At 39.8% G+C, this 21974-nt stretch carries 19 protein-coding genes; 4 read left to right on the top strand and 15 right to left on the bottom strand.

The genetic code is table 11. The features are described 5' to 3' along the window. Nucleotides 1-914: 914 nt before the first annotated feature. On the bottom strand, nt 915-1772 hold the full coding sequence (locus QL995_RS20655) for a tetratricopeptide repeat protein (protein ID WP_290294967.1): 858 nt from the start codon (nt 1770-1772) through the stop codon (nt 915-917). A gap of 111 nt (nt 1773-1883) precedes the next feature. Between QL995_RS20655 and QL995_RS20650 the strand changes: the two genes are divergently transcribed. Then, nucleotides 1884-3194, top strand: coding sequence for an amidohydrolase (locus tag QL995_RS20650; protein WP_165736420.1), 1311 nt, complete (start codon nt 1884-1886; stop codon nt 3192-3194). 76 nt (nt 3195-3270) lie between these two features. Here the strand turns inward: QL995_RS20650 and QL995_RS20645 are convergent, their stop codons facing one another. The 4 genes from QL995_RS20645 to pomA form a co-directional block, all read right to left on the bottom strand. Then, nucleotides 3271-5211, bottom strand: coding sequence for a DNA topoisomerase III (locus QL995_RS20645; RefSeq protein WP_290294966.1), 1941 nt, complete (start codon nt 5209-5211; stop codon nt 3271-3273). 70 nt (nt 5212-5281) lie between these two features. Next, complete coding sequence (locus tag QL995_RS20640; protein ID WP_024593682.1) at nt 5282-5770, bottom strand: hypothetical protein; 489 nt, start codon at nt 5768-5770, stop codon at nt 5282-5284. A 151-nt stretch (nt 5771-5921) separates the two neighbouring features. After that, nucleotides 5922-6842 carry a flagellar motor protein MotB gene (locus QL995_RS20635; RefSeq protein WP_007587113.1) on the bottom strand — a complete coding sequence of 307 codons (921 nt, stop codon included), beginning with the start codon at nt 6840-6842 and terminating at the stop codon, nt 5922-5924. A 2-nt stretch (nt 6843-6844) separates the two neighbouring features. Beyond that, nucleotides 6845-7612 carry a flagellar motor protein PomA gene (gene pomA, locus QL995_RS20630; protein WP_007587114.1) on the bottom strand — a complete coding sequence of 256 codons (768 nt, stop codon included), beginning with the start codon at nt 7610-7612 and terminating at the stop codon, nt 6845-6847. Between the two features lie 321 nt (nt 7613-7933). Between pomA and QL995_RS20625 the strand changes: the two genes are divergently transcribed. The 3 genes from QL995_RS20625 to dxs all read left to right on the top strand — a co-directional run bounded on the left by QL995_RS20625 (nt 7934) and on the right by dxs (nt 11034). Beyond that, nucleotides 7934-8176, top strand: a complete 243-nt coding sequence (locus QL995_RS20625; RefSeq protein ID WP_002961738.1) for an exodeoxyribonuclease VII small subunit — start codon at nt 7934-7936, stop codon at nt 8174-8176. 2 nt (nt 8177-8178) lie between these two features. Further along, the gene (ispA, locus tag QL995_RS20620; RefSeq protein WP_007587115.1) at nt 8179-9066 is read left to right on the top strand and encodes a (2E,6E)-farnesyl diphosphate synthase; all 888 of its coding nucleotides are present in this window, start codon (nt 8179-8181) and stop codon (nt 9064-9066) included. Between the two features lie 105 nt (nt 9067-9171). After that, nucleotides 9172-11034: a 1-deoxy-D-xylulose-5-phosphate synthase gene (gene dxs, locus QL995_RS20615; protein WP_007587116.1), complete on the top strand. Its 1863-nt coding sequence runs from the start codon at nt 9172-9174 to the stop codon at nt 11032-11034. Nucleotides 11035-11107: 73 nt separating this feature from the next. Here the strand turns inward: dxs and QL995_RS20610 are convergent, their stop codons facing one another. The 10 genes from QL995_RS20610 to glyA form a co-directional block, all read right to left on the bottom strand. Beyond that, nucleotides 11108-14194 carry a ligand-binding sensor domain-containing diguanylate cyclase gene (locus QL995_RS20610; protein WP_007587118.1) on the bottom strand — a complete coding sequence of 1029 codons (3087 nt, stop codon included), beginning with the start codon at nt 14192-14194 and terminating at the stop codon, nt 11108-11110. Between the two features lie 38 nt (nt 14195-14232). Further along, the gene (locus QL995_RS20605; RefSeq protein WP_007587120.1) at nt 14233-14718 is read right to left on the bottom strand and encodes a phosphatidylglycerophosphatase A; all 486 of its coding nucleotides are present in this window, start codon (nt 14716-14718) and stop codon (nt 14233-14235) included. Further along, nucleotides 14715-15689 (bottom strand): thiamine-phosphate kinase, encoded by a 975-nt coding sequence (gene thiL, locus QL995_RS20600; protein ID WP_101164009.1) that lies wholly within the window; start codon nt 15687-15689, stop codon nt 14715-14717. The genes QL995_RS20605 and thiL overlap by 4 nt, the downstream gene beginning before the upstream one ends. A 46-nt stretch (nt 15690-15735) precedes the next feature. Beyond that, nucleotides 15736-16146 (bottom strand): transcription antitermination factor NusB, encoded by a 411-nt coding sequence (nusB, locus tag QL995_RS20595; RefSeq protein ID WP_007587129.1) that lies wholly within the window; start codon nt 16144-16146, stop codon nt 15736-15738. Between the two features lie 15 nt (nt 16147-16161). Next, entirely contained in the window at nt 16162-16626 is a 465-nt protein-coding gene (ribE, locus tag QL995_RS20590; RefSeq protein WP_007587130.1) for a 6,7-dimethyl-8-ribityllumazine synthase, read from the bottom strand. A gap of 100 nt (nt 16627-16726) precedes the next feature. Then, entirely contained in the window at nt 16727-17839 is a 1113-nt protein-coding gene (gene ribBA / locus QL995_RS20585) for a bifunctional 3,4-dihydroxy-2-butanone-4-phosphate synthase/GTP cyclohydrolase II (protein WP_290294965.1), read from the bottom strand. A gap of 29 nt (nt 17840-17868) precedes the next feature. Continuing rightward, nucleotides 17869-18522 carry a riboflavin synthase gene (locus tag QL995_RS20580; protein ID WP_007587137.1) on the bottom strand — a complete coding sequence of 218 codons (654 nt, stop codon included), beginning with the start codon at nt 18520-18522 and terminating at the stop codon, nt 17869-17871. A 26-nt stretch (nt 18523-18548) separates the two neighbouring features. Next, the gene (gene ribD / locus QL995_RS20575) at nt 18549-19673 is read right to left on the bottom strand and encodes a bifunctional diaminohydroxyphosphoribosylaminopyrimidine deaminase/5-amino-6-(5-phosphoribosylamino)uracil reductase RibD (RefSeq protein WP_290294964.1); all 1125 of its coding nucleotides are present in this window, start codon (nt 19671-19673) and stop codon (nt 18549-18551) included. Between the two features lie 165 nt (nt 19674-19838). Then, nucleotides 19839-20288, bottom strand: coding sequence for a transcriptional regulator NrdR (nrdR, locus tag QL995_RS20570; RefSeq protein WP_002961761.1), 450 nt, complete (start codon nt 20286-20288; stop codon nt 19839-19841). Between the two features lie 368 nt (nt 20289-20656). After that, complete coding sequence (gene glyA / locus QL995_RS20565; RefSeq protein WP_024593690.1) at nt 20657-21913, bottom strand: serine hydroxymethyltransferase; 1257 nt, start codon at nt 21911-21913, stop codon at nt 20657-20659. Nucleotides 21914-21974 lie beyond the last annotated feature (61 nt).

Genomic DNA, 21974 nt, shown 5'->3' with positions numbered 1-21974 from the left:
ACAGCTCAATGAATTCTGAATTTATTTTAATATCTTTCGATATTGAATTGACTGTGCCGAATAATTACCGAAATAACTATTCTGTTGGTCACTCAGTTTTCAATTGAGACTCTAATTTGTTTGCCTCTCTACCTAAGTAGATTGGCTGTTAGAACTCAATCTGTACGAGTGCCCACACAGATGATTGCTTTATATTGTTAAAGAACGTTTTGAGTCGCTTTAGCGTCTCAAGGGATGCGAATAATACACCCTTTATTTTTCGAGTCAACACTTAGTTTTAAACTTTCTTTTGGAAGATTTAAAACCGAAGTTTTATTTAACTCTCTGAGTAGTTCGCTCCTCGCTATGCGTTGGCGTTTCCCGTCTCAGTGGGGTCGCATTATAGGGAGCGGCGGATTTTACGCAAGCGTTATTTGCATAAAATAGTAATTAAAATTAAGCCCCAAGCAAGCACACATGATAAGCACAAGTTACCCACAAAAACCTGTTGATAACTCTTGTTTTTACATAGCTAAACCATTCTATAGCTTTTAATTAAAACCTTAAAAATGCAAAAAGCACCTTATTTAGGTGCTTCTCAAAAGTAATAGTTATTAGAATCTAGGGTCTGTTTATCTTTCAAGGTTAAATTTGCAGCAGCCTGTTTGGTATTCAGGCAAGGCAGAGCCTATGTAGTGTGGTTATTCCCCATAAATAGGCGATAACGTAGCATTAATGCCAAACAGGCGCTGCCCAAAGGGTTCTTCCTAGGGGCTATTTACTCTTTGTTACTCGGTTTTTACTTATTCTTACATGGATGTAAGCCAGTAGGGTAACGCAGGAGCAGTTACCGAGCCCACTAGGTTACAAATCTCGCGCCGCGATTACCCCCCCCCTAGTTTGAACAAATTTTAATCCGCAAAGAGCAACAGACCCTAGTATAAAATACTATATAACTTGCGACGATACTTTGCTGCGAGCGTATCACCATCGGGTAAAGAGGCAATAATGGCTAAAAAGCTTGGTTTCGCTTCATTGAAATTCAGATCTTTTTGCAGCACTGTAAATAGTATATCCAATGCTTCTTCTTTTCTGCCTGCTTCATTGAGTAAAATACTGAGCTCTTCTTTTAATTCTAGGTCATTTGGGTACTTTTCTACTTGTTGTTGCTTTTCTTTAATCTCTGGTGAGTCTTTTGCTTCAAGCGCAGCTTCGCATTTTGCTTTTATATTATTAAAGTAAGCATCTTGCTCTTGTACGTCTATTGTATTTATAAGCGCTTGGGCTTCATCTACCTTGTGAATTTGAATACATATGTCTGCTAGCACTAATTTGATACGTGCATTACCGCTGTCTATTTCATAAGCTTGCTTTGCATAATTAAATGCAGCATTTAAATCTGACTTTAATAACGCTTGCTTTGCTTGTTCTAACAGTAAGTCTTGTTGTGCAGGTAAATGCTTTGCTAGGGCTTCGCGTATTTGTGCTTCGCTTTGAACACCTGCAAGTAAATCTACTGGTGCAGAGTCTTTTAATAATACAAGGGTAGGCAGTGTTTGCAGACCAACTTGTTGCGCAAGTTGAGATGCGAGTGCTTGCTCTGCATCGCAATCTAGGTTTGCTACTACTATATAGCTTGCATATTCTGCCGCTACTTTATCTAAAATTGCAGCCTGTCCGATGCAGTCAGGACTTTGAGGAGAGAAAAAGTTAAGCAACACCAATTTTTGTTGTGATGTTTCACCGAGTACTTGTTGAAGGTTTTGCACATTAATACTAACTATGTTGCTCATTGAATTGATTGCCATATTCATCTATTTAGGTTTTTATATGGTGGTGAACATAATAATTACAAGTCATATACCTAAATCATCCGGTATACATATTCAACAATGAGGGAAAACATGAAATTAACTTATCTAAGTGCAATACTTTTATTAGCAAGCCCATTAGTACAAGCAAATGGACTCGATTTGAATTTAAGCAAAACCATGCCAGCTATAGAAAAGTTTTACCTCGATTTACACCAATCGCCAGAGCTTTCTTATCACGAACAAGAAACGGGTAATAAAATAGCGGATAAATTAACTCAGCTGGGTTTTAAAGTAACAAGTAATGTAGGTGGCTTTGGTGTTGTCGGCATTTACAAAAACGGAAACGGTCCAACCGTGATGATCCGTACTGACACCGATGGCTTACCTATTATAGAGCAGACAGGAAAGTCCTATGCCTCAAAAGTTAAAGTAATAGACGAGCATGGTGCTAAAGTAGGTGTAATGCACGGTTGTGGCCACGATATTCACATGAGCTCTTTTATTGGTACTGCTGAGCAATTAATAGTACACAAAGATCAATGGAAAGGCACTTTGATGATGGTTGCACAGCCTGCCGAAGAAGTTGGTGGGGGTGCTAAAGCCATGTTAGGCGAAGGACTATTTAGTAAATATGAAAAACCTGATCATATAATTGCTTTGCATGTAAGTGCTAGCGTCCCCGCTGGTAAGGTATCAATGAAAAATGAATACACTATGGCAAGTGTAGATTCTGTCGATATTACAATTAAAGGTAAAGGTGGTCATGGTGCTTATCCGCATACAACTATAGACCCTGTGATTATAGCTGCACGCACAGTACTTGCTCTGCAAACAATCACAAGCCGAGAACTTTCACCGCTAGAACCTTCGGTTATTACGGTTGGGTCTATTCATGGTGGCTCAAAACATAATGTGATTTCGGATGAAGTAAAACTACAACTCACTCTCAGAAGCTATAACCCAAATGTTAGAAGTGCTCAAATAGCAGCAATAAAACGAATCACGGCAGGTATTGCACAAAGTGCTGGCTTAAATGAATCAAACTACCCTGTAGTATATGTACATGAAGATGAATCTATTCCATCTACTTATAATAACCCTGCACAAACAGACATTGTTAGAAACTCTATTGCCAGCGCAATTGGTGATACTAATGTGCTTGAAACACAAGCTGTAATGGCGGGTGAAGACTTTGGCCTATACGGACGCACCGATGAAAATATCCCGATTACCTTATTTTGGCTAGGTGGCGTAAACCAAACACAATATGCAGATTCGATAAAAACAGGTGAAGTACTCCCTTCCCTACACTCTAGTAAATTTGCACCAGATTATAAAGTTGCCATTCCTACCGGAATAAAAGCAATGAGTAACGCTGCTGTTGCTTTATTTAATAAATAATCTGAATTCTGGATAATAAATCTATCTCAAGCAGAGTTCAGGTTAAGTAATATCGTTTAATAAAATGGCTCTGTAGCTAACTAGCAACAGAGCTTTTTTTATAACTCGACTTTTTAAGGGTCGCTTTTCCACCTCGTTTAGCAAAGCGTTTTTTAGGTGAGCTTTTTGGTAACCTTGCAAATGCATTGCTATCGCAGTTTGCTGCTAATTGTACAAACCCATTTAGCTCAGCAAGTAAAGGCTGTAAAAATTGCTGATAACTCATTACTTGCTGCGCGATATCACCTAAGCTCGATTCCCACTTTGCGGTTAAATCAGGACTCGCTAAACCTTGTGGTAATACGCTAATAAGGGCAAGTCCCGTTTCGGTCGCTCTAATTGACTTACCTTCACGTTTTAAAAAGCGCCGCTTGAATAGCAACTCGATTATTCCCGCACGTGTTGCCTCAGTCCCTAAACCATCAGTGTCTTTTAATACTTTTTTAATTTGTGGATCTTTAACATAACGGCTAATGCCCGTCATCGCAGCCAATAATGTAGCGTCGGTAAAATAAGCAGGAGGTGATGTATGCTTTTCGACCACTTCGCCTTGCTCACAAAAAAGAGGCATACCTTTAGTTAAAGGAGGTAACGTAGCTTCATCTTTTAATTCAGACTTACCCATTAATACCTTAAAGCCCAGGCTTACATCTTGTTTTGCATTTGCTTTAAATAATCCGCCAGCGATTGTTATCTCTGCTTTAGTTTCGTTATATATATAGTCGGGATAAAACTGAATTAGGTAATGGCGGCTTATTAATTGATATACCTTCGCTTCGTCACCGTTCAAACTCGCTGACTTTAACTGCTTAGCCGTAGGCACAATGGCATGATGCGCAGCCACTTTTGAATCGTTAAAACATTTACTACGCTTTTTTACATCAGCCCCGTTTACTAATTCACTGCTTTGCCCACCATTAGCACTTATAGCTTTAAAAATAGCTGATGCATCTTGATGGTGATCTTTAGGTAAATAACGATTATCCGAGCGTGGGTAAGTAATTAATTTATGACGTTCGTAAAGTATTTGGCAAATATCCAACACTTTTTGAGCTGGCATACCAAATGCTTTAGCCGCATCTATTTGCAGTGCAGATAGGTTATACGGTAATGGAGCACTTTGTTTTTTTTGTTTTTGGTCAAGTGAAGTAAGCTCAGCACTTTGCTTTGTAATGCGTGAAGCAACATTTTGTGCGAGTGCTTTGTTAAGTATTCGCCCTTCTTCATCTTGATGTGGCTCACATGCTTTACTAGGAACCCACTTAGCTATGAATGGCTGGTTATCTGGAGTAAGTAAATGCGCCAGTACATCGTAAAAAGGCTTAGATACAAAGTGTGCTATTTCGTTATCTCTATTAACAACAAGACCTAAAATAGGGGTTTGTACTCGCCCTACCGAAAGCACATTACCAAACCCTGCTTTTTGCCCAGCTAGTGTGTATGCACGTGTTAAATTCATACCAAATAGCCAATCAGCACGAGAGCGCGCTAAAGCAGATACACTTAACGGAATAAAATCTTGATTAGAACGCATAGTACCCAGTGATTTTTTTACCGCCGATAAGTTTAAATCACTAATGAGTAAACGTTGCGTACTCTGCTTTTTAGCCTGACTTATTTTAGCTTCTTCAATTACTTGATCGACTAGTAGCTGGCCTTCACGGTCTGGATCGCCAGCGTGAATAAGTTGCGAGGCTTGTTTAATTAATTTTTTTAAAACAGTGAGCTGTTTGCGAGTTTTGGTTTTGGCTTTTAACTTCCACTGTTCAGGTATTATAGGTAAGTGTTCAAACTGCCACTTTTTAAAGCGCTCATCGTAATCATCGGGTTCTGCTTGTTCTAGCAAATGTCCAATACACCACGATACACAATCGCCATTAGCGACTTCTATATAACCATCATATTTTTTATGTGGTTTTGGTAACGCATCAGCAATAGCGCGTCCAAGTGAAGGTTTTTCTGCAATGTAGAGTTTCATAGCCTGCTCATCACTGTTTATATAAACAGTAGTCTAGCACAGCTATTTTAAAGGAGGGAACTTTTTGTAACTATTGGCTAGCTGGGCTTTTTTTGTCTTTTGTTAAAATATAAATAAGCGGAAGATAACAAACAACAACGGTGCCTATATTAATAAATGGCAATAAGGTTTTATAAATGTATGTACTATAAGAAAGATCCCATAAATGGCGGTCGACTAATCTAAATAGCTGTAAAATTGGTGCCATAATAACAACCAATTGACCTAATACGCATTGCCATAAATAAACCTTATCTTTTAAACCCAGATATGCGATGAGTGCCATCCAAGCAATATCATTAAAGGCCCAAACAAGGTATCGATAAACATAAATCCCATTATCAAACTCTTTCAAGTAAGGATGAATAATGGTTCCATATAAAAAAAAAGCGGCTGTAATTAAAGCGAAACGCAGGGCCAAATAATCTTTTCTAAAATAAAAGATGAAAATAGCAGGGCTTAAAATAAACACCCAACTAGTATCTAATATCAATATAGTCTTTAAAAACCATTCAGGCATTAGAGTTAATCAAGTTTTTTTTCATCATCGTCATTACCACCGCCATTTCCTGGCATATGACTAAACTTATCGACCTTTTTCATAAACTATTCCGTTACATTTGTTAAAGAAAGTATACTTTATGATAAATAAGTGTGTTTGCCAATAAAAGTTATCTTACATCTATAGGAGCTGACTCTTTTGCTTTACCTTGTAATATAGATATTTCTACTCGGCGATTCCTGCGGCGATCTTCATCGGTGTCATTCGGTACAAGTGGTCGTGTTTCAGCTCGACCAACCACCATCATTCGGGTTTTATCAAATCCTTGGACTTTTTGCAGTTCACTTGCAACGGCTACAGCACGCTTTGATGATAGGTCCCAATTATTAATATATAACTCATTCGATACCTGAAAATCATCTGTATGGCCAGATACTGTTATTTCACCGGGTACATCTTTTAACAGCACACCGATATCTTGAATTATAGGTTTAAACTTAGGTTGTAAAAATGCACTACCTGAAGGAAATGAACCATTCTCTCTAATGCGAATAATTATTTGCTGCCCTAAAGACTCAAGCTCAATTGCGCCATCGATTATTTGCTTTTCAAGCTGCTGCGCTATCTTTTTAACAAGCTCGTTAGTTTGCTCCTGATCGGCTGCTGAAGTTGCTTGCTCAGAAGATTCTTCTTGTGAGGTACTACGAGATTCGCCACCGCGTTTATCCCCGCGCTGTTCTTGCCTGCCGCCTGCTGAGCTTTCATCGCCAGCCTGAAACTCTAACATTTGTTGAGTCATTTCGACTGTTTGCTGCTGAATGGTTTCTATTGGGGTTGGCTCTGGTTTACCTGGGGTAAACTCCATGGCAATAACAGAGGTCCCTTTAGGGATGTCTTTTACTTCAATTTTATTCTGCACACCAAAAGCAAACTTCATAGAGCCCGCAATTTGTTTAAACTTAAGTACATCCATTTCTGAAAACGCGAGCAAGAGTACAAAAAAGCACATTAACAGTGACATTAAATCGGCAAACGTTCCCATCCATGCAGGTAGACCTGGTGGTGGGCATTTGCACTCTTGATCAGACATAGTTACTCCTCGGTATCTACTTTGCGTTTAGATTCAGCTAAGTAATTTTTCAAAATACCTTCGATTACTTTTGGATTCTGACCATCTTGTATACCTAAAATAGCATCCAAAATTAAACGCTGATTCATAGCTTCCTCATCTTTACGCAGTTCAAGTTTTACCTGAATAGGAATTGCCACTACATTGGCTAAAAACGCGCCATATAAAGTTGTTAATAGTGCTACTGCCATTGCCGGACCGATTGCCTTTGGGTCATCCATGTTAGACAACATTGCAACCAAACCAATTAGAGTACCAATCATGCCCATTGCAGGCCCTATATCAGCTAACGACTTAAATAAACCCGCGCCCAATTCATGGCGAGTCGTGGTTAGAGAAATATCTTTTTGAAGTGTAGCGCGAACTACATCTGCGTCGTGGCCATCGACGAGCATGTCGACGCCTTTGCGCATAAAGGGGTTTGGAATTTCAGCTTCTTCGAGTGCTAAAAAACCGCCTTTACGAGCTGAATCCGCAAGTTCTACTGCTTTTTCGATAAGTATTTCTGGCGTTTCGATTTTAAACATAAACGCTTTGGCAACAACTTTACCTATTCCCAAAAATTGCGACATAGTGAAGTTTGATAAAACAATAAAGAGTGAACCACCAAATACAATAACCACAGACGGGGTATTGTAAAACATAGCCATTTCACCGCTACTACTCATAAACATAGACATGACAATTAAGCCAATTGCGCCTAGGATCCCGATTATGGTTGCTAAATCCACATTTCCTCCAGAAGTTTCATGCTTAATGGCCTTATCATAAACTTTTATTATTAACTGCTTATCGGCAACATATTGAATTGCTTAAGCCATTTTTATAAATAAACATAAAAAGCAGCCTTTAGCACTATCTTAGATCAAGTTATAAGGGCTACCTAATTATCAATTGATTTATTAAACCAACAGACCGCTATTAAGGCTTTATTAATGCACTTGAAATATAATTTAACGTTATAAAGGTAAAAAACCAATATCATCCTTTGACCTAGTTTAGCATTCCCCCTAAAATTGACCCCTAAATTTATTATGTAAGCTGAAATAAAGATGGCGACTAAAAAACCTGAAAACTTAAGTTTCGAACAAGCACTAGAAGAATTATCTACAATCGTTAGTGACATGGAACAAGGTGACTTATCGCTTGAGCAATCGTTAAAGCAATTTGAGCGTGGAATTGCATTAGCAAGTGCTTCATCAGGGAAATTACAGCAAGCAGAACAAAAAGTATCAATTTTGATGGGGAATGGCGAAAAGTCAGTACTTACAAACTTTGATAATGATATGGAATAGCTGTGAGCATAAAAAATCATATTGAACGTGCTCAAAAAGATGTAGTAGCGACCTTACAACAGCATTTTAACCAGCCTCTCGATACAGAAGAAACGGTAAAGAACGCCACCCAGTATGGATTATTTAATGGCGGTAAAAGATTACGTCCATTTTTAGTTTATGCCACAGGTAAAATGCTCGGCGCAAACCATCAAGACTTAAACGTACTTGCTGCTGCAATTGAGTGTATTCATAGCTATTCGTTAGTCCATGATGACTTACCAGCAATGGACGATGACGACTTACGCCGCGGACGCCCTACTTGTCATATAGAGTTTGGCGAGGCAAATGCAATTTTAGCCGGTGATGCTCTTCAAACTCTTGCTTTTGAGCTTATTGCGAATCACAAATTTGAATGCTCATCGCAAACACAAGTAAAAATGATTGCTACACTTGCCCACGCATCAGGCCTTCAGGGTATGGTTGGCGGACAAGGCCTTGATATAGCAGCAACAGATAAAGTAATTACCGTACAAGAGCTTGAGCGAATACATAAGCTAAAAACCGGGGCTCTAATTAATTGCGCAATTACACTTGGTGCACTGTGCAGTGAAAAGGCTGATCAACAAACCTTAGAAAATTTAAGTGTTTTTGGGTATGCTATAGGGCTAGCATTTCAAGTACACGACGACATTTTAGATGTTGAAGGCGATACAGTTATTTTAGGAAAGCCACAAGGCTCCGATATTGCCGCGAATAAAGCGACATATCCGGCGTTATTAGGTATGCTAGGCGCTAAAGAAAAGGCGCAGAATTTAATACAACAAGCCCATGAAGCGTTAGCAAATATAGATGCTGACACAACACTTCTTGCGTCGCTAGCAAATTATCTAATTGAGCGTGACCACTAATTTTTGCTCATACGTATTGCAATTAGCACTGACATTATTACTCAACATTAATTATTCGTAAAAGCTTTGAATTAATTAATGTTAGCGAAGGATATATATAAAACCATGACACTTGATAGTAGCAAGTATCCATTACTTAATTTGGTTGACGAGCCAGCCCAATTGCGTGACTTAGCGCAAGACAAACTCCCTGCATTTAGCAATGAGCTGCGCGATTATTTACTCAACTCAGTATCGCAAAGTAGCGGTCATCTAGCGTCTGGTTTAGGGACGGTTGAACTAACCGTTGCGCTGCATTATGTTTATAACACTCCAGACGATCGCCTAGTTTGGGATGTGGGTCATCAAGCTTATCCGCATAAAATTCTTACTGGTCGTCGCGAGCAAATGCACACCATTCGCCAAAAAGACGGTTTGCACCCTTTTCCTTTTCGCGATGAAAGCCAATACGATACGTTTAGCGTAGGCCATTCAAGCACCTCTATTTCAGCTGCCTTAGGTATGTCTATTGCCGCACAAAAAGAAGGTAAAGGTCGAAAGTCTGTAGCCATTATTGGTGACGGAGCTATAACCGCAGGCATGGCATTTGAAGCGATGAATCATTTAGGTGATGTAAAATCAGACATGCTTATTATTTTAAATGATAACGAAATGTCGATTTCTGAAAATGTTGGCGCATTAACAAATCACTTTGCTCGAATTTTATCAGGTAGCTTTTATACTAACATTCGTGAAGGTAGTAAAAAGTTACTCTCAGGTGTGCCTCCGGTAAAGCAACTTGCCAGTAAAATGGAAGAGCACATTAAAGGCATGATGATCCCGGGTACCTTCTTTGAAGAATTAGGCCTAAATTACATTGGTCCCATTGATGGTCACGATGTAAACATGCTTGTAGATACATTACGTAATATGCGTAATTTAAAAGGCCCACAGCTTTTACATATAAAAACGCAAAAAGGTAAGGGCTATAAACCTGCTGAAGCCGATCCTATTGGCTATCATGGTGTACCAAAATTCGATCCGAGCACAACTAGCCTACCTAAATCTAAACCTAGTGCTGCTACTTTTTCAAAAGTATTCGGCGATTGGTTATGTGATATGGCCGAACAAGACAGTAAGTTAATGGCTATCACGCCTGCAATGCGCGAAGGTTCAGGCATGGTACGTTTTTCTAAAGAGCATCCAGATCAATACTTTGATGTAGCTATTGCTGAGCAGCATGCCGTTACTTTAGCCGCTGGCTTTGCCTGTGAAGGTTTAAAACCTGTTGTTGCTATTTACTCAAGCTTTTTACAACGTGCGTATGACCAATTAATACATGATGTTGCACTGCAAAACTTACCTGTATTATTTGCCATTGACCGCGCTGGTATTGTTGGAGCCGATGGTGAAACTCACCAAGGTGCGTACGATTTAAGCTTTATGCGCTGCATTCCAAATATGGTAATTATGGCACCAAGCGATACCAACGAATGCCGCCAAATGCTATACACCGGTTATAAAGCAAACTGCCCTGTTGCAGTTCGTTATCCTCGAGGTAGTGCAGGTACTGCAGACATTGAAAGCACTATGCAACTGCTTGAAATAGGTAAGGCAGATACAATTAAGAAAGGCAGTAAAATTGCCATTTTATCGTTCGGTACATTACTTGAAAATGCACAGCTTGCTGCAGATGAATTAGATGCAACGCTTGTTAATATGCGTTTTATTAAACCACTTGATACCGCACTTTTAAATGAGCTTGCAACTAGCCACGATGTAATTGTTACGCTTGAAGATAATGCGATTGCTGGCGGTGCCGGCTCTGCAGTTAACGAATTTTTAGCAACGCAAAAAGCTGATATTAATATCCTTAACTTAGGTATTCCTGATGAGTTTATTAAACACGGCACCCAAGATGAAATGCACGATGAAATGGGGTTAGGCGAGCAAGGAATATTAACCGCTATTAAAGCGTTTATTAATTAACTTCCTATACATCTAAAGTTGAGCATATTAAAAAAGGAGCCTAGGCTCCTTTTTTAATATCAAATATTGCTGATCAGCGCATCCACACTTTAATATCAGCTAGGCCATTGCTTTGTAAAATACCTAATTGTTGATCAACGTTAGAATTTTGTTCAAACTCAAATGCATCAAGCTGATCATCAAACGTAATATTTGCAACACCATCACCACCGCGCTTTTTAACTTGGTGTAGTGAAATATCTGCTAGGTTAATAGATGTCTCCCAGCTAATTACCTGCCCACCCAAAAGTGGTAATGGATAAAATGACCAACCAATTGATGCCGTGATATTAGTTGTTTTTCCATTTGGTAATTGGAATGAATTAGCCGCTATTACTTTACAAAGATCTGAAGCATAGCTGTCTATTTTATTGCATTTAAAATCACGTAATAATAGTAAAAACTCATCACCACTCCAACGTGCCACATAGTCAGAACCCTGCGTACGCGAATTTAATAATGCAGCCATTTGCTGTAAGCAGCTATCACCTGCAATTGGGCCATAGGCATCATTGATACGGCTGAAGTTATCAAAGTTAATAATTACCAGCACCAGTGACTTGCCTTGTGCCTGCAGCGATTGTGAATTACGTTGAAAGTGTTCAATATCTTTAGGGAGTTGATCAAACAAAAAGCGACGACTACGCAGCCCTGTTAGCTCATCTGAGTGACTAACTAATTTAAGCTGTGAATTCACTTGGCCTAATTTATCATTAGCTTGACGAAGCTCTAAGGTACGCTCGGTGATCAAGCCCTCTAATGCTTCTTGTTTTCTACGCTCTTGCGCTCTAAATACCCAAAAAATAAGGTAGAAAAGCAAAATAAAACCACTGGTAATTAAAAGCCTAAAGTAAATAGTTTCGTCAAAGCGCTCAGGCACTACAAAGCCGTATTCTACTTCTTGCGCTTTAGTCCAGTCTTCACCTTGGCGCTTCGCTTCTAACTGAAACAAAAACGAGCCTGGAGGCAAGTTAGTATAAATAGCTTCACGTCGCGTATTAGCATAGCGCCAGTCACTATCTAAGCCACTTAGTTTATATCTAAATTCAATACTGTTTGGTGCATAGTAATCAATAGCTGTGTAAGTTAGCGTTATATCACGCTCGTCTGTTTCTAATGATGGTTTTTTACCAAGCGCAGCGGTGGTTAAATGACGAAGTGGTGTTGTTATTGTTTCTATTGTTGGCTTTAATGCAAGCACACCAAATAGCTCTACATTTTTAGGTATTTCAACAACACCTTGTAAGCTTGGGTACCAAATAGAATTGCCGGTGTCTGCTACCGCATCATGCCCAAGTCCACTACAACATTGATTCGCTTTACCATCGAGTTGACGGTCAAAAGATGAAATCACTTCTTCAACTTTTAAGCTTTTTATCTCTGTTTTAAATTGCTCTACAGGCATTCTGTAAACACCTTTCATGGTGCTTACCCAAACATGTTTTAACTTTTCATCATATTCTAGGCTAAATATAGACCCATACGGTAAACCATTAGCTGCATCGAGTTGACGCCACTGCCCTTGCGTACTTCTGTAAAAAAGCCCATCGTTAAGAGAGCCGATTAAAATACCCACGCCATCTATATGTAGCACGCTAGTTACGTATGCACTTTCAAGTGTTGTTTGGTCACCAATTTTTTCAATGCCACGGTCTGTAAAGTAATATGCGCCTTTACTAGTGCCAATCACACCAAAGTTTGTTTTATCCAATACGTAGGTAATAAACTTACTACCTAAAAAAGCGTTATATGCAAAAGGCGTTAAACCAGCATAATTTAATCGATATAAACCGCGTCCGGTGCCAATCCAAAAACCGCCTTTACTAGAGCGACTTATTGCAAATACCGGGTTATCGCGAAGCGCTCGACCAGGGACGGTATAGAGTGTCTTGTTTTCAAAAACAAATAAGCCGCGCCCCGTGGCTATATATAATCGTTCACCATCGAATTGTAGATCGTGTACTGACGCGTATCCATATTTACTACTTGGAACTAAATTAATAAAACTTTTATCTAAATCGAAATAACCAATGCCGCTTTTGTTAGCAACCCACAGTTTTCCATCAGGAGCTTGGCTGATAGCCATAACAGACTCGGTCATATCTGAAACAGCTGAATGCCTTTCTACTCGCCCTTCATGGGCAAGCCATAAGCCTTCACTAAAACTTGCTAACCAAACGTTATTTTTATCATCTCTAAAAATATCAGCAAACCATATGCTTTGATCAAGTTGGCTTGGTTCTACCCATTGCCACTCACCGGTTTTATCTCTAAATAATAAACGTCCATAAGTCGAAACCCATAAGCCACCATCGGTATCACTCATAAACTTATAAACGGCTGAGTTATTTGCATTAGGTAAAGGAAAAGGTCTTAGTTCGTCATCTAAATCTAAAAAGTATGCACCTAGCTCAGAGGCTATATACAAATTACCGTTTAAGAATGATAAATCGTGCACTATGGTTTGCGCTAAGCGCTCTGGTAACGATATTTTAGCGGTAAGCTCTAAACGTAGTTTAGAGAAATCTGATGAGTTTTTAGTAAGGCGTAATAAATGACGATCATTAACCAGCCAAATACCTTCAGGAGAGAGTGCCATTTGGCTAACAGAGCCAACAATTTGGGTAATTACGGTAGCATTAACAATAGGTAGGGGACCATTTACTTGAGTGCGTAAATCAACTTGCCCTCTATCTACATAGTATAAACCATTAGCCGCAATCCATATGCTGCCTTTAGAATCCTCAAGAATATCTCTTACAGGACCTTTAATATTAAACTCTTGTGCTGCAAATGTGGCAGGATTAATAACTACCAAGCCACTTTTAGTACCTACCCACAATAAGCCACTAGAATCGACTAAAAGTTTATTAATACCATTACTAGGCAAGAACGGGCTATTTTGCGTGTTGTAGTTTGTAAATGTTGTGCCATCAAAACGGCTTAAGCCAAACTGAGTACCAAGCCACATATAGCCTTGCTGGTCTTGTACTACGCTTTTAAGTGATTGCGAAGGTAGACCATCTTTTATATTCCATTGCTTAACTACGTAATCACTAATTGAAGCCCAACTTGGTGTCGCGCACAACATCAGTACACAAACCAGTAAAAATCGCATCATATTGCTGCCACCTAGTTAAACAAATCAAATATAAAAAATTAAAAGGGTAGTAAACCCACTTTTATTAGCGCCTGTAAGCATATAAGCGAAAAAACGCCCGCAAGTATATCATCGGCCATAATACCTAAACCACCATGTACTCGTTTGTCTAGCATACGGATTGGGCCAGGTTTTGCTATATCAAAAAAGCGAAATAACAAAAAACCAACGAGTAATGTTTGCCAGCTAAGTGCTGCACCAATCATTGTAATGTAATAGCCTGCCACTTCATCCCATACAATAGCAGGATGGTCGTGCACGCCTAAATCATCAGCCGTTTTACCGCAGGCCCATATACCAAATATACTGATCACTACGGCAAACACAATTTGCAACCATAGCGGATAATACATAGTCATAAAAATGAATGGCAATGCAGCAAAAGTGCCAAATGTACCAGGTGCTTTAGGGGCTAACCCAGTACCAAAACCCAAACCAAAAAACTGATGTGGGCGCTTTAAATTAAACTTTCGGTTTTTGTTCAAACCAGCTCCTTTGCAAAATGCTCAAAACCTTGCTGCTTAAAATCAAACTTTTCACCGTTGTGTAAAAGTTCAATTTGACCATCGCCACTTTTAATTTGACCTATGCATGTTGCATCTACACCATACTGGCGTAGTTTTATTTCTAGCATACTTTTATTGCTATCAGGTACAGTAAAAATTAATTCGTAATCATCACCGTAACTTAGAATAAATGGCAGCTGCTGATTAAAATCAAGGCTTGCTTGCATTGCATCTGAAGTCGGAATACTTTCAATATTCACAACTGCATTTACTTGCGACATATCAAGTATATGACTTAAATCAGCGATTAAACCGTCCGATACATCAATAGCCGATGATGCAAGGCCTCGCAATACCTGCCCAGCAGCAACACGCGGTGTTGGAAAGTCAAAGCGCTTATTTAAGTACTTTAAATGCTCTGGCTCAATACTTATACCTTGTTTGCGAGACTCAATTGCAAGTCCAGCGTCACCTAGCGGACCTGTAACATAAATCCAATCACCCACTTTCGCACCACTACGGCGAAGTGCAGTACCTTCTGGTACAGTCCCTTTTGCACAAATAGTGATAGTTAATGGACCTTGCGTGGTATCGCCACCTATAATTTGCACATTAAAGTATTCTGCAATTTCATGCATGCCTTCAGTAAACTCTTCAATCCACTGTGGGTCAATACTTGGCAAGGTTAACGCAACTGAAACCCATGTTGGCTCAGCGCCCATTGCCGCTAAGTCACTTAAATTAACAGCAAGCGCTCTGTGACCTAATGCACGAGGGGAAATATCATCAAAAAAGTGTACGCCAGCAACAAGAGTATCTGTTGTAACGGCAAGTTGGCAGTTTTGTGGAACGGTTACTAAAGCGCAATCATCCCCTATACCTAGGTTTACATCACGACGGGTGATCCCGCGACCTTTAAAGTAGCGGTTAATTAATTCAAATTCCTTCATACACAAAAAAGCCGGCCTATGCCGGCTCCCCTCTTTAACGGTTTACTTACTTGCGTAAATGCTTAACAGCTTTATCAAGTACACCGTTTACAAATTTATGGCTGTCTTCAGCGCCAAATATTTTGGCCAGCTCAATACCTTCGTTGATAGCAACTTTATAAGGTACATCTTCACGGAACTTAAGCTCATAGCTGCTTAAACGTAAAATTGCGCGCTCAACCATATCTAAGTCATTAAACGGACGTGTTAAATGTGGTGATACAGCTTCGTCTAGTTGCTTATAATTTACAGCAACACCCGTCGCTAAATCTTTAAAGTATTCAACATCAATTTTAGTAACGTCTGTTTCGATCAACATTTGTTGTTCGATATCGGCAATTAAATTGCCACTTATTTGCCAAGAATAAACGGCTTGGAGTGCTAAGATACGTGCTTTACGTCTTGCTGCTGGTTTCACAAAAATTCCTTAAACTTAAATTTTATCTAACACATTAACCATTTCAAGCGCGCCTAAAGCAGCTTCGCCGCCTTTATTGCCCATTTTGGTGCCAGCACGCTCAATTGCTTGTTCAATGCTTTCTGTGGTTAATACGCCAAATGCAACCGGGATATCATACTCAAGTGATACTTGCGCAAGACCTTTGTTTGATTCGCCAGCAACTAGGTCAAAGTGTGGTGTACCACCTCTGATCACTACGCCTAATGCGATGATTGCATCATACTCTTTTTTTGCCGCAACGCGTTTAGCCGCTAAAGGTAATTCTACCGCGCCTGGTACATAAATAACGGTAATGTCGTCATCAGATACGCCACCAGTGCGTTTTAGCTCATCAACAGCACCTGCAAGGAGGCTGCTACCGATAAAGTCATTAAAACGAGAAATGACAATGGCAAACTTTTTGCCAGGAGCGTACTTACTACCTTCAATAATTTTCATTTGATAACCCTAAAAATAAGTTCAAGCGGTTGCGATTGCGCAAAAATTGCTGCGCATCATACCATAAAAATAAAATAATAGCCTAGTTTAAGCGTGATGCTTATTGTGGCTCAACATAATCAACAACTTCTAAATGAAAGCCCGAAAGTGCATGGTACTTTTTAGGGCGACTCATTAATCGCATTTGTTTAATTCCAAGATCTGCAAGTATTTGCGAGCCTACGCCAACAGTACGAGATGTACCTTTGAATTTACGAGGCGTAACGCTTTCGCCAGCATCAGCTGCTGCGAATGCTTTTACAGTTGCCTCTAATTCTTCAGTGCTTTCTTGCTTACCTAAAATAACTAAAGCACCTTCATTTTTAGCGATATAAGCCATTGCTTCTGAAAGGCCCCAACTACGGTCAGCACTTCTATCTGAAAGTAGGATATCGTTAAAGGTACTTTGCAAATGTACACGTACATTTGTCGGTTCTTGCTCTTTTATATCGCCTTTAAGCAATACGTAATGTAATTGGCCGTCAATTGTGTCTTTGTAAGTAACTAAATCAAATTCACCGTGAATAGTTGGTAACTTACAATTTGCAACTTGCTCAATTGTTGTTTCATTTAAGTTACGGTATTCGATTAAATCAGCAATAGTACCAATTTTAATATCATGCTCTTTCGCAAAAACTTCTAAATCAGGGCGACGCGCCATGGTGCCATCGGCATTAAGTATTTCAACAATAACAGATGATGCTTCAAGCCCAGCTAAACGCGCTAAATCACAGCCAGCTTCAGTATGTCCTGCGCGAGTTAATACGCCGCCAGGTTGTGCCATAATTGGAAAAATATGACCAGGCTGCACGATATCACTTGGTACTGCGCCTTTAGCTATAGCCGCTTGCACTGTACGCGCTCTATCTGCTGCTGAAATACCTGTAGTAACACCCTTTGATGCTTCTATCGACATTGTAAAGTTAGTCGAAAATGCAGCACCATTATTTTTAACCATTAAAGGTAAATCAAGTTGCTCACAACGCTCTTGCGTCATAGTTAAACAAATTAAACCACGGCCATGAGTCGCCATAAAATTAATCGCTTGTGCACTAATATGCTCTGCGGCAATAATTAAATCGCCTTCATTCTCTCTATCTTCATCATCCATTAAAATAACCATTTTACCGGCTTTAATATCGTCGATGATTTCTTGTGCGCTGTGTAAATTCATAAATTTGCTCGTATAAGTTATCAGTTTCGTTATTTAATAAAACCCGCTTTAGCGAGTAAGCTCATCGAAATATCAGAGCCCGTTGGTTGCTCTGCACCTTTTATAAGGCGCTCTAAATAACGTGCAATTTGATCGACTTCTAAATTAACTTGAGTGCCTACTTTAAAGTGAGCAATTGTGGTTTGCTCACTCGTATGTGGAACAATTGTTAATTTGAATTTATTACCTTCTACAGCGTTTACTGTCAGGCTTATACCATCAATACATACCGAACCTTTGTACGGGATGTATTTCATTAAATTTTCTTCGGTTGTAAGCCAATATTCTGTTGCTCGAGCGTTTGCTGTAATGCTTGTAATAGTTGCTATGCCATCAACATGGCCAGATACTAAATGACCGCCTAAACGCGAAACAGGTTGCATGGCTTTTTCAAGATTCACCGTTTGCCCTAAAGCATAATGAGCAAAACCGGTTAAACCAATCGTCTCGTTAGATAAATCAGCACTAAAACCGTCAATATGTTTATCAACTACGGTTAAGCAAACGCCATTGGTTGCAATGCTGTCGCCTAGCTTTACGTCTTCCATATCAAGGTCAGCACTTTGGATACGAATGGCTAAGTCGCCTTGTTTTTTTTGTAATAAAGCAATTTTGCCTGTGGCTTCTATTATCCCAGTAAACATAGCGCTACTCTTTTTATTAAGTGATTTTAATGAGTTTTTAACGCGGTGATACGTAAATCGTCACCAATGCGCGCACATTCATTAAATGTTAAATCAACGGTGTTTTGCATACTCGTCAATTCAGGAAAATTAACTAAACTTTTTGCATCATGGCCCATTAATTTAGGCGCTAAATAAAAAACAAACTCGTCAACTAAATCAAGCTCTGTCATTTTACCAGCAAGTGTTGCTCCGCTCTCAAGCCAAACATTATTAAACTGCAGTTGCCCAAGCTTTTCTAAAACAGCCTGTAAATCAACTTTGCCGTTACTTTCACTTACTTCAATATGCTTTACAAAATGCGGCCATTGCAGTGATTTATCAACCTTAGTCGTAAATATTATTACATCACTTTGGATTTTAAATAAAGCAAGGTTGGGCGTTAAACGATTCTGTGAATCAATTATAACACGCACGGGCTGGCGAAGCGGTAAATCGGTAGGTAACGTGCAAGGCAACTCGCTTAGTCGCACATTAAGTTTAGCATCGTCTACTAACACGGTATCGGCACCGGTTAAAATAGCGCAGCTTTGCGCTCGATATAATTGTACGTCTTGGCGAGCAGCGAGACTTGTGATCCACTTACTTTGCCCATTTTTAAGCGCTGTTTTACCATCTATGCTTGCTGCCATTTTACAGGTCACATAAGGTAAGCCTTGTTCCATTCGCTTAAAAAAGCCAACGTTAAGTGCGCGAGCTTGTGATTCAAGTAATCCATAAGCAACTTCAATACCGGCATCGCTCAGTATTTTAAGGCCTTTGCCTGCAACTTGTGGGTTTGTATCAACCATAGCGGCAATTACTTTTACAACGCCCGCCTTTTTTAAGCCTTCAGCACACGGTGGCGTACGCCCATAATGACTACACGGTTCAAGCGTTACATAAGCAGTTGCACCTTGTGCACTATTACCAGCTATTGCCAGTGCATTTACTTCAGCATGGCCTTGACCTGCTAATTGATGAAAACCCTCACCAATTATTTGATTATTTTTAACTAATACACAGCCAACATTAGGGTTAGGCGTGGTAGTAAACCGGCCTTTTTTGGCAAGCTCTATGGCGCGTGCCATATACATTTCATCATGTTCTGTAAAAGGAACTTGGTTAAGCATTTATTATACCAATTGCGTTAAATAAGTGGTCTATTATAGCGCTAAGAAAATAGCGCAATAACAAGGCGAAATTATGACATATAGTTGTTCTATATGAATAATTTTTAACGCAGTGAGTGCGCTATTTAATGCGATAGAATGATCATGTTTTTAATAAAATTGGTATTACTCCCCTAAGCGGGCAATTTCTTCGCCAAATTCGCGTATATCTTCAAACGAGCGATAAACAGAGGCAAACCTTACGTACGCTACTTTATCGAGCTTTTTGAGGGCTTCCATAATGCATTCACCCACCAAATGGCTTGAAATTTCTCGCTCACCCGTTGCGCGTAGTTGCGATTTTATTATATTCACTACTTCGTCTACTTGCTCTGTGCTCACTGGGCGTTTTTCGAGTGCGCGATTTAAGCCATTTAATAATTTATCTTCGTTAAATGGTTCGCGGCTGCCGTCTTGTTTAATAACACGAGGCATAACCAGTTCAGCGCCTTCAAATGTAGTAAAGCGCTCGTGGCAGTCGTTACACTCACGACGCCTGCGAACTTGATGGCCTCCGCCAACAAGGCGTGAGTCAATAACTTTAGTATCTTTTGCGGTACAAAATGGACAATGCATAACTCGGTACTTCCGTTTTAAAACAAAAAAGACCGCTAAATAGCGGTCTTTTATCTTAGCAAAAAAATAGGGCCTGTTGACCTTTCAGAATTAAATTTGTTCTATCTAGGGGTGATTTAATCGCGGCTCGAGGTTTGTAACCTAGTGGGCTAAGTAAAAATCGAGCAACAAAGAGTAAATCGCCCCTAGGACGAACCCGAGGGCAGTGCATGTTTGGCATTTATGCTGTGTTATCGCCTATTTGTGTGGAGTAACCACACTACATAGACTCTGCCTTGCCTAAAAGCCAAACATACTACTGCAAATTAAACCTCGAAAGATAAACAGGCCCCTAGCTTATGTGATCTAAATTACTGCCGCTTATGCAATTAAGCGTAAACAGGTAATTTTGCACAAATTGCTTTTACTTTTTCTTTAACTTGCGCCTGTACAGATTCATCAGTGATGTTATCTAGTACGTCACAAATCCAGCCAGCAAGCTCTTTTGATTCTACTTCAGTAAAACCACGACGAGTAATTGCAGGAGAACCAATACGCAAACCAGATGTTACAAATGGTGAGCGTGGATCGTTCGGTACTGAATTTTTATTTACTGTGATGTTAGCGTTGCCTAGGGCAGCATCTGCATCTTTACCAGTGATATCTTTATCGATTAAATCAAGTAAAAATAAGTGGTTTTCAGTTTTGTCAGAAACGATTTTGTAGCCGCGCTCTTGCATTACAGCAACCATTGCTTTTGCGTTTTTAACAACTTGTGTTTGGTATACTTTAAACTCTGGTTGAAGTGCTTCTTTAAATGCCACTGCTTTTGCTGCAATAACATGACATAAAGGACCGCCTTGGCCACCAGGGAAAACAGCGCTGTTAAGCTTTTTGTAGATTGCTTCATCGCCACATGCAGAAATAATCAAACCACCACGAGGGCCTGCAAGTGTTTTATGCGTAGTTGTAGTTACAACGTGTGCATGAGGAACAGGGCTTGGGTAAACGCCTGCCGCAATTAAACCCGCAACGTGAGCCATGTCAACAAACAGATAAGCACCGATTTTGTCAGCAATTTCACGGAACTTAGCCCAATCAACAATACCTGAGTACGCTGAGAAACCACCAATAATCATTTTTGGTTTGTGCTCAAGTGCTAGTGCTTCAACTTGTGCGTAATCAATTTCGCCAGTTGCTTCATCTAGTCCGTATTGGATTGCATTGTAAAGCTTACCAGAGAAGCTTACGTGAGAACCGTGAGTTAAGTGACCACCATGAGCTAAGCTCATACCTAATACAGTATCGCCAGCGTCTAATAATGCTAGAAAAACAGCTGCATTAGCTTGCGAACCAGCATGTGGCTGTACGTTTGCGTAGTCAGAACCAAATAATTCGTTAGCACGGTCAATTGCTAATTGCTCAACAACATCTACATGCTCACAACCGCCATAATAACGTTTGCCTGGGTAACCTTCTGCGTATTTGTTTGTAAGCTGTGAACCCTGCGCTTCTAGTACGCGTGGGCTACAGTAGTTTTCTGAAGCGATTAGTTCGATATGCTCTTCTTGGCGAGCAGTTTCTTTGGTTATCGCGTCAAATAACTCTGGATCAAAATCCGAAATATTCATGCTACGTTCTAACATTGGGGTCTCCTAGGGCAACGTGTATGGTGTTTTTTAGAGGCTTTATTGTACGCTTTAAACG

The sequence above is a fragment of the Pseudoalteromonas sp. APC 3358 genome (assembly GCF_030408075.1).
GTDB classification, from domain to species: domain Bacteria; phylum Pseudomonadota; class Gammaproteobacteria; order Enterobacterales; family Alteromonadaceae; genus Pseudoalteromonas; species Pseudoalteromonas arctica.
This window is presented reverse-complemented; position numbering and strand designations above follow the sequence as displayed.